General features: G+C 54.3%; 4 protein-coding genes. 3 read left to right on the top strand and 1 reads right to left on the bottom strand.

Annotated elements, in window-relative coordinates:
• Window position 1: 1 nt before the first annotated feature.
• Complete coding sequence (locus tag IE076_RS00445; RefSeq protein ID WP_189434341.1) at window positions 2–2,191, top strand: xanthine dehydrogenase family protein molybdopterin-binding subunit; 2,190 nt, start codon at window positions 2–4, stop codon at window positions 2,189–2,191.
• Between the two features lie 3 nt (window positions 2,192–2,194).
• Here IE076_RS00445 and IE076_RS22955 read toward each other — a convergent pair whose 3' ends face one another.
• Window positions 2,195–2,317: a hypothetical protein gene (locus IE076_RS22955; RefSeq protein ID WP_280514281.1), complete on the bottom strand. Its 123-nt coding sequence runs from the start codon at window positions 2,315–2,317 to the stop codon at window positions 2,195–2,197.
• Window positions 2,318–2,563: 246 nt separating this feature from the next.
• On the opposite strand from IE076_RS22955, the gene IE076_RS00440 reads away from it, so the two are divergent.
• Window positions 2,564–6,151, top strand: a complete 3,588-nt coding sequence (locus tag IE076_RS00440; protein WP_189434339.1) for a hypothetical protein — start codon at window positions 2,564–2,566, stop codon at window positions 6,149–6,151.
• A 32-nt stretch (window positions 6,152–6,183) separates the two neighbouring features.
• On the top strand, window positions 6,184–17,997 hold the full coding sequence (locus IE076_RS00435; RefSeq protein ID WP_189434337.1) for a LysM peptidoglycan-binding domain-containing protein: 11,814 nt from the start codon (window positions 6,184–6,186) through the stop codon (window positions 17,995–17,997).
• Window positions 17,998–18,134 lie beyond the last annotated feature (137 nt).

Here is an 18,134-nt window from a genome sequence, read left to right as displayed (position 1 = left end):
GATGAACCTTGTCACCTCTCGCCGCAGCTTCCTTCAGGGGGCAGCAGCCTCTTCCGCTGCCGTTCTGGTTATCGGTATCGCGCCATCTGGTCTCATGGCTGCAACAAATGGTGCTGACACCACCATGCTCAATCCGTTTGTGAAGATTTCAAATGACGGAACAGTCACCGCCATTATCAAGCACTTTGAAAGCGGGCAGGGTCCGGCAACCGGCCTGACCACACTGATCGCAGAAGAGCTTGGCATCAGTATGGATGCCATTGACTACGAGTTCGCGCCGGTCAACCCGCAGCTGTACGCCAATACCGCGTTTGGCGGTATGACACAGGGTACGGGTGGCTCCAGTTCCATGTACGACAGCTACCCCCAGTATCGTCTAGCCGGAGCTGCCGCCCGTGAGGTTCTGCTTCAGGCCGCCTCTCAGGAATGGGGAGTACCAGTTACGCAGCTCACAATTGAAGATGGTACCATTTCAGGCGGTGGAAACTCAGCCTCATTGGGTGAGTTTGTCGAGGCGGCCAGTCAGCTACAGGCCCCTCAGGACCCGCAGTTGAAAGACCCCTCCCAGTTCAAGCTGATTGGCAATGCCAGCGTGCACCGCAAGGACACACCGCCAAAGGTCAATGGCACCGCCCAATACGCCATGGACATTCATCACGACAATCAGATGGTTGTCGCTATCAAGCGCACGCCCCGCCTCGGCGGGACTGTCGCTTCATTTGACGACAGCGGCGCAAGCGACATCAACGGTTTTATCAGGGCCGCTGTACTTCCCAACAAAGCGGGTGTGGCGGTTTACGCCGATGATACATGGGCAGCCTTTCAGGCTCGCGATGCGCTGGATGTGACCTGGGACAATTCTGCAGCTGAAAGCCGCAGTTCTGATCAGGTCTTTGATGAACTTATGGCCGCCGTCAACGAAGCTCCAAAATACAACGTGTCCGAGACCGATCAAAGTGAGGTTGCCACTGCCATTGATCAGGCAAATCATGTGGTGGAAGAAACCTTCTACTTCCCGCTTCTGGCCCATGCCCCCATGGAGCCGCTCACCTGTACCTTGGAAGCTACCGATGACGGCGGAGTGGTGCTCTATGATGGCTGTCAGACACCAACCGGCCCACAGGGAGCCATCGCGCAGATTTTGGATCTGCCGTCAGAAAAGGTCCAGATCGAGACCATGTTCGCAGGCGGCTCCTTTGGCCGCCGCTCAACGTCAAACTCCGATTATCAGTCAGAGGCAGCATATGCCTTCGGCATGACAGATCGCTCGCGACCCGTAAAACTGGTGTGGTCCCGAGAAGATGACATCACCGGCGGCTTCTACCGTCCAGCATTTGCCCACAAAGTCCGTGTTGGTCTGGATGCCAATGGCAACATTATCGGTTGGGACCATCGCATCGCCGGTCAGTCCATTGCCAAGGGCATTGACGTCAACGATGCAGCGGCTCCAAATGGAATCGATCATGCCTCTGTAGAAGGGGTGTTTCCAACGCCCTATACCATCCCGGGCATGTTCGTCGGCCTCACCGATATCAAACCGGCCACAACCGTGTCGTGGTGGCGCTCCGTTGGCAACACCCATACAGGGTATGTCATGGAAAGCATGATGGACCTTGCTGCAAAAGCAGCTGGCCGTGACCCGGTTGCGTTCCGTCTGGATCACCTTACTGAAGACACGCTGGAGCAACAGCGCATGGCCGCCGCGCTCCAGATGGTTGCGGAAAAAGGCAACTGGGGGAATGCCCCGGAAGGTCACGCTCAGGGCATCGCTGTCCATATGTCTTTCCGCAGCTACGTGGCTGAAGTTGTCGAGATCTCAGGTGACGTGGATAACGGCATCAAGATCGAAAAAGTCACCTGCGCTGTGGACTGCGGCCTCGCTGTCAATCCGGATGTGGTCAAGGCGCAAATGCAAAGTGGAATCGGCTACGGCATCGGTCATGCCATGCGTGATGAAATCACACTGGAGGACGGCGTCGTACAGCAGAGCAACTTCTCTGACTACGAACCGCTCCGCATCACGGATATTGGTGCAATCGAAGTCCACATTATTCCCTCCACTGAAGTCCCGACTGGAGTCGGCGAACCGGGCACACCGCCATCTGCTCCCGCACTTGCAAATGCTATCGCGGTAAGCGGCCCACGGGTGACCAGACTACCAATGAACAAAGCTGGCGTGACCTTCGCTTAAAGCCTAAGCCAAAGCGCAAGAGGCAGGTTGACCAAGTGTCAGCCTGCCTTTTGTTGTTTCAACAAAAAAACGTTGGTTTTGCGTAATCAACGCAAACCAACGCACAAAACAACGATGATTTTTCATTTCACACATCCTGCCGTATGATTTGCGCATCTAAGTCTCTGAAAAAACGAATTAATTCAACGGTTGTGAAATTTGTGAAGAACAAATACTCCGTCTACATGAAACCTTTTCAACTCATTTTGTGAACCGTTAATTGTCGCAAATTGAAGCGACAGCACCCCCTATGTTCCCCTTAAAAGCGCGGAGCATTGCTCCCGAATTCTGTCTTTATCCCCCTTGATGGAATTGGCTTCCGGGAGCTGAGCAATGTACTTTGAACAACAAATCTGCAAAAGCCTCTATCTGGCGCCAAACTCTGGCGACAATGCCGGCGGTTTTGCATTTGTTGTCAGCAAGATAGCCGCAAGAAAAGCCAAACTTCCGCAGCAAATCTCACTCAAAGAAGCACTCACCAACAAAACCTTATCCGGCTCATTCATCTACTGCCCGGACCCGCTGGACTGTGGCAACAAGGAAGACGCCCAGGAAAATCTCGTTTCCGGCCTCCACGCCTACCTTGAAAATATGAGTGTCCTGCGCGGGTTCATGTGGTTGCCCAATGACTTAACGCCTCTTCCCGTGCCCCGTGACTATGACGGGCAACGACCGGCCTTCTTCTCCATCAACGCCGCTGGTACGGAGACAACCAGCAGTCTGTCCTACCTGTTGGCGCCAGAACTCACCATCGAATTCTATTCAAGCGCCTACATCAATGTCACGGAGGATGAAGAGAACCTCCAGCTCACGGAATCTGCCATTCAGCTGGGGGGATATTTGAGCCCGGACACCGGCTCGGTCAGTAAGGCAGACATCCGCTGTTCTGGCCCGGATAGGGGCGCGATCGTCTTTGATGCAGGCTTTGATCGGGCCGCCCTCCATGATCAATGGGATCTGGGGTTTCAATGGGTTACAACAGATCAGGATGCCAGAACAGGCGTCAACGGACAGCGCTTTGCCTTGGGAACAGGAGATGACGGAACCCGTAATCCTTTGCCCATGCAGCTGGTGGTGGACGTCACCGATGTGTTTAACAACTACCCGACGCACAACCGAAGCGATCCCAACCGTTGCGCCTTTTACTTTCGCTCAGAAGGAGAAAACGGGCAGGGCCCAAGCGTAAACAGCTTCTACCGCACCACCTACGGAGCCCCCTTTGCGCTGACAGCAATTACCGCGGAGACCTCGCTCACGGACGCCCAGCCAGCTGGAATTATCCTCACTCCCAGCTACGAGGATGCCTCGTCTCTTCATAGCTTTATCGCAAGCCCGATTGGAGATTTCCTCGTCAGCGCTCCGGCAGGAAAGGGGGAGGCAAGAGCCCGCTTCATGTGCGGCATAGGCGGCACAGAGTTTCTGGAGGTCCCCAGTGTTTCAAAGCATGAGATTCAGCAGGGCGCACGACTGCGGTTTGTGCCGGACCAGCCAGCCTATGCACCTGTCTTCCCCTTGCCGTTGTCCTCTCCCGTTGGTCCGCCGGCACCCAAGGGGAACCCACTTAAGAGCAACTACAAGACCTCCTACGTAAAGGTGTTTCCGCCTGAGAGCAGAGGTAAAAGTTCGCCCGATCCCATCACCTATGTCGCCCAGCCGCACGGCAGCGCTCTGCATGGATATGATGATGAAATCTGGAAGGAAAACAAAAGCCTATTGGGAACAGTCAGCCCGGCCTATACGCTGCCTTTGATGGAGGACAGCGCCTTTCCCATGTTTCCTTACAGCGGCACGGATGAAGGTGATCCCGCCTATTCGCAAAGCCAGATAGCACTGTTTGAAAAGAGCATCATTGCCCCAACACGCCGAAAGGTGATCGCAGCACTTACCAACACCCAATCCAACACAAGCGCCGATGAATCCCAGAGCGAGGCAGAAGACGCGACCCTGACAACACCACTGGGCGTCATCGCCACGCTGCAATCTCCCACTGACGCAAGCCATTGGAAGGAAGTGAAGCTCGCGCAGATCAAAGTACCAACAAGTTCGGAGTTTGCCTTCAAAAACTTATTCCCCCAACTCATCGAGGCCTTCCAGACCAACCAGCTGTTTCTGATCGCCGCAAACAACACAGAACTGGGAGAAGCAGGCACAAATTTCCTCAACACACTGAACATCGAGGACTGGCAGATTGAAGCTGATGTCGGTAACTCGCCGGACTTCGGTGACTATGCCAACATATTGATAATAAAAGGAATTCGAGGTCCACTTTATGACCCGAAGGGGGAGGAGGATGACAACCTGATCTCCAATCCGCAAAAATGGACCCAGAAGGAAAACTTCGCAGCCCCCACCACACAGCACGAATCGACCCCTGACCAATCCCAGCTGGTCAACCTCTCTTCGTGGCTTCAGGACTACTTCAAAGCAGCGCAGGATAATCCCGCAACCGAGTATTTCGACAACTTCAACCAAATCGCCGCTGATCCCAACTGGACCGGTGTGCTTATGCTACGTGCGCGTATCAAATCACCTCCCGAGCAGTTGGCAGGTATTGTTGCTGGGGTGCGCGACCCTGCAAAGTTTTATGCCCATCACCTTGCCGTCCGCATCAATCAGATCAAGGCGGGAGCGAGCGGCGAGAAGATTGCAATTAGAAAACAAAGCTCGGTCTATGGACTGATTTACTATGAAGACGACGAGCTTGTGGTGCCCAAGGGAGCGACAAGTCCTGAACCCGTTGTCCCCTCTGCAACGCGCACATACGACTTCATTCTCCTATCCCTAAAGGTGCTTTTTGAGAACTCCGCGATCAAGAAGTTCTCCTCCTTCGCACAGCTGTCTCTCAGCAAAGTGTTTGAAAGCGATGCGATCAGCTCGCAGCCCATTATCCCCGCAGGCCAACCCCAACCCAAGGGCAGCCAGTACAAATCCCTGATCATGAAAGCCAGCTATCAGGACAACAACAACCACCCCTCCTACACCATGGCCGCCCCGCAACCATACCTGTTCAAGATCGACAACAACATCCTGCAACAAACCGAGTTCATCTCCGCGCAGATGAATACGATCACCAACGATCAACCCCAGTCCGAAAGCCAAAGTGAACCTCTGATCCGCTTCGCTTTTACGGGTTTCCTAGACTTTTCCATCCTCAGTGAAGGCAAAAACGAACCAGTTGATCTGTTCTCCTACGGAAGTGAACCAGGCCAGCAGATGAGCCAAAGCGGTCTGGGCTTTGCAAACCTTGGCCTGCAAATGACCTTCTCAGCCGATGATCCTTATGGAAGCCAGAGTATAGTCTGGGACAGCAATCAATTAACGTTCGACACCAAAAACAGCACGCCCCGCACAGACAGCCTGATCGCAACCATGCCGTTGCAATTGAAAGGCTTTCTAAGCTCAGGCGGCACGCAGAAAACTCCGTCCTCTATGGGGTATCTGGATGTTATCACCAGCGTCACCCAGCAGGGCTTGTCACAGGATTGGAACGCTCTGCAGTTTGAACTCAACCTGGGTACAGCAGGCGACCTTGCCGGTAAACTGGGCCTCACAGCCGAGGTGCTCCTGGCATGGTCGCCAGATTCCAAAGGTGAGACCTACAAGTCCCAAACGGCGATCCACATGCCTGGATCGTCCAACGGCGCTTCGCTCATCAGCTTGCAAAACGTCCTGTCCATGTCCTACGGCCCGATCCAACTGCTCTACACGGGTACCCCCAATAGCACGAATGGGGGCAATCAATACATGTTTGTTCTCAATGAGATCGCGATCAAATTCCTGGGGCTGGCGAAGATCCCGCCAACCGGAGCCACGTCCTTCTACCTATTCTCCGACCCCGAGACAGACAGCGGAAATCCTGGTGAGACCACAGGCCTTGCTTGGTACGCGGTCTACAACAACGAGCCCTCCCAAACGCAATAGACCAGCCCTTCAATCAGCCCCGGTGCAGCAAGATGAACGAGCACAGTCCAATTGAACCATTTGAACGTGTCGCTACACCGGAAGAGGAGAACCTGTCTTCTGAGCTCTCTAATCTTGTGCAACTGTTTGCATCTGCAGCGCAGGACCTGAATGGAGCGCTCTCCAGCGGGATCATCGGACGGCTTACTGATTTCCTGCGTGGCAAGAAGCTGCGCTATTTTGCCTACGATGTGCAAGGCTCGGGAAGTCTTGCCAACACGGTCAACCTCATTCGGCGCATGATTTCCCTTGGGTTCCAACTGGATGTGGAGCTGATTTACAACAGCTCCCAAAAAACACTGCTGCAGAACCTTGCACAGCTCTTACCCGGTTTTGATCCAGCTAAGCGAGCTCCTTACAAACTAAACGGCGTAACAATAACCTTCTTCGCCTATGAGGAAACCACGGTAGGTGGAACAACCCACCGCTCGGTGCAAGGCCTGTCAGGTCAAATGCCGCTCTGCCTGTGCGGTGGCGGGGATATTCCCAACAGCGGCAACACCAGCATGGCAACCGCAGTGAAGTGCGATTACTTCGTCTTGCTGCAACCTTATCTCTGGACGGCAGAAAAATGCACTCCGGATAAAAAGACCTGTCCTGCTAACTCGTTAGTTATCCTGCCCGGCCTCAATAAGACAATAAACCTTGATGATCAGCTGGCGTTGCAAGGAGATCAATTTGCCTACCGCAGTTTCAAACAGGATCTGCCGGAGAAGTTCAATTGGACGGATCTGAGAAAGATACCTAATGTAAACACAAAAGCCATCAGCGCCGCGCAAAACATCAGCCAAGCCCTTGGCAAAACAACGAAACCGGGCATCGAGTTCTTTCCGGTCGCAAACCTGCCCAGCTCGTCTACCGACAAGACAGCTCTGACCGGAAGTGCAGATGGAATCGCGTTTGAACTGATTGCGGCAGCGGCCCTGCTGCAAAAGCAAAAGGGATTCACCAAAAAGCCCGTTGTCATTGCACTTCTTGGAGACCTTTCCAGTTCCACATGGCAAACATTGGAACGCTACTTTCCGGCAAACAACGAAGAACAACAGGTTGCACAAAGCGGCCTTGATGCACTGACCAAAAATGTTCAGGCGTATTGTAAAAGCAAGCAGCTGTTCCGCAACACGACGGGATCGGGCACTGGCATCTATCTGAACAAGGACCTCTCAGGAACTGCGGGAGCAGCCTTTTTGAGCAAGCTCAAGCCCGGTGCGACGGTTGTCACCACCATCTCGGGCCTGCCACCCGCAGCCGCTGATTATTTGTATGATGCAGCCACGTTGCCGGGAGTTCTGGAGGGAACCGAAAGTGCAAATTTGGCCGTCAATCTGGGCAAGCCCTTCTTCAAGCTTGGGAATTTTGCCACCAACCCCTATCCCAGCACGTTCGCAAACGGGAGAGGCAAGGCCGCAGGCAGCACCACGCCAACAACAGCGGCGCTGCTCAATACCTCCAAGAACCAGATCGCACTTGGAATCTCTGCGTTTCAGGAGGGTTACAAATCCTCCATGCCGCCCAACGAGCTTGCGCAGATCATGGCAGAAATCACCATGCAGTTTCGCGAAGGCAAGGGCGAGTACTTTGATTACTACAGCGGCCTCAAAACTTATTACACCGCCCCGCAAAACGACAAGCTCCTACAGGCACTCGGCTTTCTGGCGGCCAGATTTGCACTGGTGTCTGTTGCAAACGGGGTGGCGGGCAGTATCTTCTCCGATCTGCAAACGCTGCTGACCACGCTGGAAGACAACGTCAGCAATGGAGCACTCCAGTTCCTGCCAAACGTGCTGAAGGAAGGCCCTCTATACACATTCCTGCAGACCGTTCTGGGGGCAGGAGGGCTTACCATTGGCTCGGCAAAAGACCCGGTCACCATTAAACCGGTTGATACCGCAAAGAGGCTTACCAAGGTCATTGTGACCGGCAAGACCTCAGATTTACTCGGCACGGAGCTTGATGTAACGCTGAGTGTATCAGGTGTTGGTCGAGCCACGAAAAAGGCAGGCAAGAACTATCAGGTCCGCTTTGCAGTGGACTTGAAAAAGCTTTCCTTGCCAGGCGTTGAGTGGTTTGCGTTGGAAAACACCAGCCTGTTTGCGCAGTTCTCAAGTGCGGGAGCGCGGCTCACGGGAGGCCTGCAAACCTCCATTGAGGTCGGCGATACGCTGCTTCCGTTCCAGATGAATTTTCCAAGTTCTGCCAGCAACAAGATGGTGGTTGAGGGAGACTTTGCAGCAGAAGCAACACCCTCGCTGAACTCGGTGTTTGCCCTCATTGGAGGCATGAACTTTGCTAACACCATCCCCACGGAATTTGCGGGGCTGAACGAACTCAGCGTTGATGGTCTCCGCTTCAATTATAACTCGGCAACCAAATCCATCGAGAGCTTCCAGGTTTCGCTGAAAGACAGCAAACAGTGGAACCTGTTTGGTGGTCTGAGCGTGAAGGACCTCAGCTTCGAGATCACAGCCTCTGAGCCAACCGGTAACCGCCAGATAAGCTGGGTGGCGTCAACACAGGCGCTGATCGGCGAGGGTGATAACCCGGCACGCCTCGATATCTCGGTGACCTACCCGCAAACCACACTCACCGCAACCCTCAACCCGGACGGACCAAGTCTGCCGCTCTCTGATCTGGTGGAGGCGTTGCTCCCGAAAGGATATCACCTCAATATCGGGGCGGATATCGCCAACCTACAGCTTGAATATTCTCCGGCCAAAAGCAGGAGTGTGCAGGCCTACTCTGTTGAAGCTGGAGTGGATTTAGAAAACTGGCAGATCACGCTACCACCGGCAAAGTTCGAGCTTAATGACATCTACTTTGACGTAAAAGGCGAGGGGACCAATTCCTCCGGCTCCATCAGGGCCGCCACAACGCTGTTTGATAATTTGTCAGGTGTAGAGCCCGTACCTGTCAATGTAAGTGCCACATACAACACCAAAGATAAGCTCTGGGCGTTCCGCGGAGAGCAGGGCGCAGCGCCCATTAAAGTAAGCCAGATCATAAAAGCCTATATCGGAAGTGATTGGGCAACAGGTGGTCTCGACGTCGATGTGTCCGATCTGAATGTCACCTTCTCAACGGGGAATGGAAAGTCCGTCGCCAGCTATGAGTTTGGCGGATCTGTCAGCCTGAAAGGCCAAGCCCCAAGCTGGCTCCCGGCCCAGGCCACCTTCACTGCGAAAATCGGTAACACCGGTGGAAGCGAACTGTTGCTGCCTGGCGGCAACGCACGTATCCCCATACTTGATCATCGCGACGAAATCGTTTTGATCGAACCAGCTAAATCGCTGGTGCGTTATGAAACCACGAAAAATGATGGCAAATACGCACTGCTGACAGCCGATATCCGCTGGAATAACATCGAGCTACAGGCGTTCTATGAATACGCCAAAAGCCACTCACATTTCGGCATCATGTGGGGCCCGTTCTCAGCCGAGGTTGATGAGAACCAGACGGCAACAATCAAATTTACCGATACGACCACGCTCGGCGCTATGGTTGAGACCTTTGTGGAATGGATGACAGGTGCACGGTTCGGACTTGCCGCACCGTTTGACGTACTCAACCACGTCAATCTCTCTGACTTTGAACTCACCTGGAACTTCAAGGAGGATACGGTCAGCTTTACCGTTGAAATAGGCCCCATCGATATTCTTATCGCCAAGGTGACCGGTATCACGCTGACCTACCACAAAAGCGCTGGTGTCTATGTAAAGCTTGACGGCAGCTTCTTCTGGCTTTCCGGAGCTTCGGAAGCCGAGGGCCTGCCGCCATGGCGCGCCGATCAACCTTCCTCAACACCAAGCCCGGGCGGGTTGGGCAACAAGTATCTGGACTTACGCCTGCTGGCAGGCGGTCAGCATGTGGACGTCAAAGGTCTTCAGGATGTCACCGAGGTACAACAGGCCGTCGACATTCTGGCCAGGCTCCCAAAACCCACAGTTGGCAAGGTGCCGGATATTGGCTTTGATGGTAATATTAACTGGCTGTTCGCCACCGATTTTGGCGTTCTACGCATCGATGCAAGCAAGGAACTTGGGCAGGAACATCAAGGTGAGCTGGCAAAGGGCGGCGCGCAATACGCCTTCACTTTGCAGGTTGTCCTCACCGATCCATCGCTCTACGCGCTGCGTATAGCCTGTCAGGGCAAGGCTGCCAAAGTCTTCTCGGGGCTGGACTTCCAGGTCATCTACAAGAAGGTCTCTCCGGGCCTTGGCAAGTTTTCAGCCTCCATCCAACTGCCGGAAGTCATGCGCCGTATCGACGTTGGCGCTGTCTCCATCACGCTGCCCACATTTGGCGTTGAGGTCTACACCAACGGAGATTTCCAGTTTGACATCGGTTTCCCCTGGAATAACAACTTCTCCCATTCCTTTTCCATCGAGGCCATCGTGCCGCCGGGTATTCCGCTCAAAGGCGGCGGTGGGTTCTATTTCGGCAAGTTGCCCGCAGCGTCAGTAAAAGGGCTGCCCACGTCCACGCTCGGGTTCTTCAATCCAAACCTTGTGTTCGGGGTTGGACTGCAACTGGGGCTCGGCAAATCCATCCAAAAGGGCATTCTGAAAGCAGGCTTCAGCCTGACCGCCTTCGGTATTCTGCAAGGCATTCTCGCCAAATGGAACGCCTACGATGATGCGCACACAGACAGCGGCAATGCGCTGGCGTTACAAGGCGAATACTTCTTCTCGCTCACCGGCACCATTGGCATCATCGGAAAGCTTTATGGCTCCATCGATTTTGCCATCATCAAGGCTGCGTTCAAAGTCAGGATCGAAGTCAGCGCCCAGATTAAGCTTGCCTCCTACGAACCAATCCCGCTGACCATCTCCGCAAAGGTGGATGTCAGTGCAACTGCGAAGATCGACCTTGGCCTGTTCACCATCAAGGTAAGTTTCAGCTTCTCCGCACACGTCCACACCACCTTCACGCTCGGCGCACTCCAGAACCCCAATGATGCCCCATGGCTGGAGCACTCAGAAGCTGAGGAAGGGTTGCTCGCCGTGCCAATGGCGCAGCGCCTTGCTCTTTACAGCCGGCTCCCCATGCTGATGGAAGCCCTTGAGAGCGCACCCATCACCTTTAACTGGAGGAACCTAACACCTGCCGCTGATCCCTCCCAGAACCCCTTGGAGATCCATCTGGGCTATGGCCTGACGCTGGCAAAGCAGGAAGACTGGCCGGACTCGAATGAAGGACGGCCACCACAGGTTCCGTGTTATGTGGCAAACCTGTTCATCGCAGCCCCGCCGCCAGCAACGCAGGGTGATAATGAGCTCTTCGAAAAAGCAGCTGGCGAGCAGGACGATACCGGCTTTGAAGCGCTGGCCAAGATGGTAACCCGGTGGGCCATCGCCGCCACCATGGGCACCGGTCCTCAAAGTGCAGAACAAGTCGACAGTCACGTGATCAGCGCAGTAGACATCAACGCACTGCTGGATGGGCTGAACACGCTGGAAAGCTCACCGGACGCTCTGACACAAGATGACATCTCCACATTTCTGCAGCAGCAGTTCCAGCTCGATATCGCTGTCCCGGCACGGCAGGGCGACGCGCAGGCGACCTATTTCCCCATGGTGCCCGCGCTGAGTCTGGCGCTGGAGCAGGACAGCAAATCCGCACTCTCTTACACCTTTGAGGCCTATAATAAAATCAGCGATAACTACCGGGAGAACCTCACAAAATACTTTAACCAGCTCAGCGTGATGGTGGAGAACGAAGATAAGAAAAATCCCTCTGAAGCCGAAATTGCGAATAGTAAAAATTCAATAGCATCATATATTTACGAAAATTACTTCATGCTTATCATGAAGCAGATGATCGAAAACCTCTTAAACGGTCTTCGCGATTTCAACTACGCGCTTTCAGATGGTGATACGCCAAGCGGCATCGTCAGTTGGGTCAATGAAAAAGGCGCCTTAAGCGCTCCGAAGTTCACCCTCACAGATCTCTTCAAATCCAACGATACCCATCGGCTGACGGCGGGCGCCGCACTCACCATCCCTACAGCCCCGCTTGTGATCCCCGCCGACAGCTCCTTCGAGGGACTGGCCACCGATAACTTGTATAAAGCAGCTGTCGCCCCAGGCGATCTTGTCTGCAGCAACAGTCAGGTTTCCGGCCTGCTTTGTACTGGTGCTACGATCTCCCATACTCAGACAGATGGGAAGGTGACCAAATACACGATTTCTGGTGAGGAGACCGTCAGCGCAGTGGCCACAGCTCTAGGCGTCACGCTGGAGGAGCTGATCAACGTCAGCACGCTTCTAACCGAGACTGACCTACTGGTTGTCGGCGCCACATTGCAGCTGCCAAAATTCACCTATCAGACCAAAGCGACCGATACCCTTACATCAATCGCACAGCAGTTCGAGATCAATTTTTCAGCGCTTGCCACCACGGAGAACAGTGAGATCGCAAACCTGTTCGCCAGTACCTCTGGCAACAAGACGGGCCCCAATACAGACAGTCTCAGCATTGTTCATCTACCACAGTTTCAGGTTGGTGAACTGATCAGAGAGGTCCAGCGCACTGGTGGCATCACCCACCTGTCCGGCATGGCATCGCGCTACTACTTCCACGGCATGCGCCTGCCAACAGATGGCATCACGCCACTTGAGCAAGGCATGTGGACGCAAAAGGATGAGGCGGGCCAACTGACACTGCCTAAGCAAGCCGGTCTCTTCGCCTTGTCCGGTCAGCAAATCCCCATCCCGACCCCGCTCACCAGCAGTTTCACAATGCAACTTGGTAAGCCAAAAGATGCGGACTGGATTATTCTGGGCAACGACCAAAACCCATTGAAGTACACGGTTGAGGTTCCAGCAAAAGACGCAACGCCAAGCAAGGACTATCAGCGCATCCAATCCATAACCAACTATGGAACGGCGGGGTATCTGCCAGCCGGACCCGATGAACTGTCATTGCTGGCACAGGTAGAACAGCAACCAAGCACCTTCCCAGTTTCGCACTTCGTCAAATGGCAAAGCGCCGAACCGATCAATGTGCCCACGAGCGACGAAGACAAGCCCTCGCAACTCCCATATCTGCGGCTGTGGACTCTTTCTGGTGCGTTGACAGCGCTGGGGGCGAGCACCGCGGAAAGCACCGATATGATGCCGCCGCAGCTAATTGTGGAACAGGTCTCCATGGATGCGGCAACTGGTACGCTGACCAAAACCCCGCTAGTGAATTTTGGCTGGACCTCCACAATCGAATTTTCCATCAAGAAACTGCCACCACAAAAGTCCGGTGCAAGCGGGGCAACCGATGCCGCCCTGAAAACCACCTATGAGCTGAATGGCATCAACGCCGCAGGTGTGGTGATCCTGGAACGCTTGCTGCAAGCGCTACCAGAAGATCACAGCTTCCCGTCACTCACCCTCGGTTACACCACAGGGTCACAAAGCAGCGGCACATTTTTTGTCGGAGAAGGCGGCAGCAACGTCACCTTTGGCATATCGCAGACGAACCTTTCCACCGTAACCAACCCCGGCGCAGAGCTGTTCTTTGAGCAAAGCCAGAGTGCACAAGGCAATGGTCCCACACTGCTCAACACCCCCATGGCCCTCATCAAACTGCTCTGGGAAGCGGGAATAACTAATTCGGGCGGGTTTTACCTCTATTACACCGCAGATGACGGAGTGACGGGCTTCCCTGCTGGTATCTTCAACGAAAAGGGCGAGGCGACCTTGTCTCTCGTGATCATTCACGAAGATCAGGCTTACATGCACCCGTATGTCAACGGGCTGGCAACTGCCCAACCACTCGCAAGCTCCGGCGCCTCCCTGTCTGCTGCTGCCAAGGGAGAACTGGTTGAACACACGTCAGGCCAAAGTGACACGCTGCAGCGTGTCGCCACGCGCTACCACTCCAATTTAAATTCACTCATCACCCAAACACTGACGCCCGATGCAGCCGATATCATGCTCACACCGGGGAAGACCATCACCATCGAGCAGGGCACCTATCTGGTCCCCTTTGGGACTAGTGCGCCGGGAGCATCCTTCGCCAGCATCGCGCTGCGTTTTGGCACCAGCACGGATGCCCTGAAGAAAACGAACCCACGCCTGACAGGCGAAATAGTGCCCGCAGGCACCCCGCTGCGTTTGCCCGTGATTGATCTGGTCATAGGCTCCAAAGCCCTCAGCAACGACCTGACAAACCGCACTGGCCTAAAACAGATCGCCGATTACTTTGGAACCGAACCCATTGTCCTGGCCGTGGCCAATGCAAAGACCGACCGACTACTCGTACCCGGCCAGACGCTTACGCTGCGCGCTGGTCCGCTCTCTGTCCAACCCGGAGAACACCCCGGCGTTCAGTCCCTCAACGCAAAGCGCGCGCAGCCGCCACAAATACCCAGCGGTGGAACCGGTCAGGACTACGCAGAAGATCTGCTCCTTCATAACTACAGCCTGCTGGCCTATACAATCACCGAAAATCAGGATTTTAACGCCAGCAATATGGGCCTGCCCATCGGTGCTTCTGGACAATCAACCTCACTGAATGAGAGCAAGATCCGCTATGTGCTGGAGGCGGCCACGGGTGACATGGAGGACTATCAGGGGTCGATCTCCTATCTCGGCCTGATGAAACCGGAAAAAACAGCGGAATCCGCCAAGATCAACCCCTACAGCGCAAATGGACTGCTTCTACAAACCCAGCTCGGCTGGAATGATTATTATGGCAATACGATCCTTTCCACGCTGGATGAACGTACCGATCCAGCCGGGAAGCTGAGCAATAAACCAGCATTACAAGGCTATACCGATCAGATCATCCCGCTCTCCCAATGGCCATCCACCTCGGCGAATTGGACAGTGGCGACAGGGCAGACAAACGCTTCGGAAGGAGAAGCTGCACCGGAAAGCTTCACACTTGAAATCACCTTCAGCTTCGACAGCGGCCCCTTCATCCCGCAAAAGGGGCAGGACCCGACCACCGCGCAGCAAAGAGCAGCTGCCGCGCTGCTGGTTGTTGAAGAGATGCTGGCCCAGTTCAACGATCCCAATGGCTTTGAGATCGATGTGAGTTCAACGCTGTCGTTGGAGACCTACCAGCTCACCCAAACGGAGTTCCAAGGCCTTATCAGCTGGTGGCAGGAGATCGAGGCGTTCCTGCACAAGCAAAGCAAAGCCGCAGAAGCTGGAGCTGCACAAACTATCCCAGCACTCCCGGTCCATGTGACCGTTCCGATGACCAGCCTCACGCAAGAGCCTCTGTTTGAGCTTGTCACACAGCTCATCTTCAAACGACCCAACGGCATCGCTGTGGGAGGTTATGCGGCAGACCCGCTGACAAGATCTGTTGCCAACACGGTGACCATCCAAACCTCAGTTACAGGCGCGTCGAAACAGTCAGGCACAGATAAGCCCACAAAACCCACTTCAGACCTGCTGGCCGGGTTTGCGCAGCGTGTCGCACAAGCGATCTATGGCGATGATTTCCGGTTGATGGTGGCCTCTGGTGTCAACCGGTACGCACCGTCTGCAGGAATGTCCTCCAACGCCACGTGGGCCGTCAGGGTCGGGGTCAATCAGGGTGATCCGATTTCCTTCCACATCACCGACGAGAGTGCGCCGGAGGTCTTCGCACCACTCCCGGTCAGCAACATGCTGATTTCCCGCAGCGCCTCCGTCTACCCTTATGAAACTCTGGATGATTTTGATCCGCAAACCGGAAAGTTTACAAGTACACCAGTGCCCAGCACCTTCTCCAATGTAGAGATGGATGTCTGGCTCAAGCAGTACTTCCAATTCTTTGATGCACTGCTGTCGCCGAAATACTCCTCTTCAATCCTGTTCGTCGATAAACTCGCCGCAGACAAGCCAGACCATATCGCCTGCAGTGAAGGCGAACCCAAACCTGTGAGCGGGTACATGGAGGCATTGGCAGAACAAAAGAAAAGCCTCGCGCAGATCACCACGCGCATGCTTGCACCTATCTATCAGGACGGGTCCCACACTCGCCTCAGCTCTGCACAGGAAACCTTCAGGCAAACACTGCTTGAGGAGCTCTCCAACCTGTACACCACACAGGCGGTCATTTCATTTGGTGCCCAAGTTGCTGCCGATATTCCCTTAAAAGCTGGAGAGGAAACGCCTCAGCTTTTCGGCAACATTAACCTGAACAGCGTGGCGGACTGCCCGCCGGAAACCGGAGAAAAAGACCAGCCGCCAACAAGCGCCAAATCCCTTTCAAGTCTGTTCTCCTTAACCTCGCCAAAACTTCTGCTGCAGCAAGGCGAGGAACAACCGCTCACTTTCCTGCTGCAGGCCTCGGAACAGCTCGGCGAAACCTCCGAATGTCTCAAGCTGGACCTCAGCCACAAAGTCAGCGCGCTGGAACACCAGATCAGTCCCGTTGAAGGCATCAAGGACTACAAAGCCTCCAGCTGGCTCTCCCCGATTGAAGCGGAAGGCACGCCGGTTCTGGAGAAGCCATTGGGTTCTTTCAACGTGCCTATCCTGCTGCGCAGCTTCCCCGAAACTCCGCGCATGGTGGAGCAGGCAGGTCCTGCGTTTGACAAAAAGGCGCAAAAACTCTCAAAGATCACCAAATGGGATTATGAGTACACCTACGGCCTCAACTTCCACTACCTTCAGGATGAAGCCCACGGCGAGATCCAGTTTAACCTGAAGGATAAACCCGCTGCAGAGTTTACTGGCTTTCTGGACGCCTTTGCAGAGCTGGCCCAGTTCATCTCGGTTCAGGAGAACCTCTCCAAGATCCTCGACCAGTATGTTCCGGTCATCAACGCAGCCAACCAAACACCAGAAGCCATCAAGAACGCGTCAAAGATTTTGGCCGCCATCATCAAAATCAACGAGGACATCATCTGCAAGGCCCAAAGCAGCGGAAGCCTTGCCATGTTTGCCGCAGCTCCGCAAAAGGACGCCGGTGAAACCTATCAATTCAGCATTTTGGAAGAAAACCAGATCTACCGCACCAACGGTGAGGCAACGCAGTCCCGTTGGGTCGTCAAACTCATCCTTGAGGACTGTGTGCCGCTGGCAGGCCTGACTGGAGACCCGTCCATCGAGATACCGAAGTGGACCAGCCATCTGGCGTCCAGTGCGTGCGAGGATGGAAAGCAGACCTACACGTACTACTACACGCAAAAAACCAAAGGTAAGCTGGCCTACCTGATGCAGGACACGGCCCAGACGCTCAGCGAACGGCAGGTCATCTTGCCGGGGATGCAAGTGCTTGCGCGTCAGGACGCAATCGCTTCTATGTATATGATCCGTAACAGCTATATCCACGGCAAGATCACTGATGGGTTTGTGTTCAGAACGCCAACAGCGACATTCAAGAACCCGTTCCACCCGACTCTGTCCAGCAACGCAAAGCTCAACATCGCCTTCCTGGATAATCCGACAAAAAAGCCACTTCAACAAAGCTTGGAAGATCATCTAAGCCATCTGTTTTCCGCGTTATTTGACGGAGAATATGCGGGCGATATTACCCTCCAGCTCAACATCGGCTACACCTACCACTTGTCAGAAGGCCTCACACAGGAACCGATCGACTTGCCCATAGCTCTTCTGCCGCCGACACCCATCACCATTGAGGAGGATGGCAAACCAGCAGGTGATTTCCTGAAAAAACTTGCCAATTCCATCATCGCATGGGCGCAAGAGCATAAGCCATCCTGCATTGAAGCTGAGCTTCATTTTGCTATGAACATCATGTCCAACCTGACAGAAAACCCCATGCCGCTCCTCAACCTGCAAAACCTCTACCTGTGCACCGCAGATATCGTCCCTCCGCTTCCGTCCTATCAGGGGGAAAAGGAAGATCAGTAATCTGCGTGAAGAGTACGTGTAGACTGGTCGATCAGACTGAGAAATAATCCCCAATAAAATATGAATGTGACCCTCCAGTTAGTGCTCCAGCAAGGAAGAGGCTGAAAAAGCCCCTTAGTCTGGCACCAAACACAAAA

This window comes from Pseudovibrio japonicus (assembly GCF_014651595.1).
GTDB classification, from domain to species: Bacteria; Pseudomonadota; Alphaproteobacteria; order Rhizobiales; family Stappiaceae; genus Pseudovibrio; species Pseudovibrio japonicus.
Note: the sequence above shows the minus strand (reverse complement) of the source record. Positions and strands in the feature narration are given on the sequence as shown.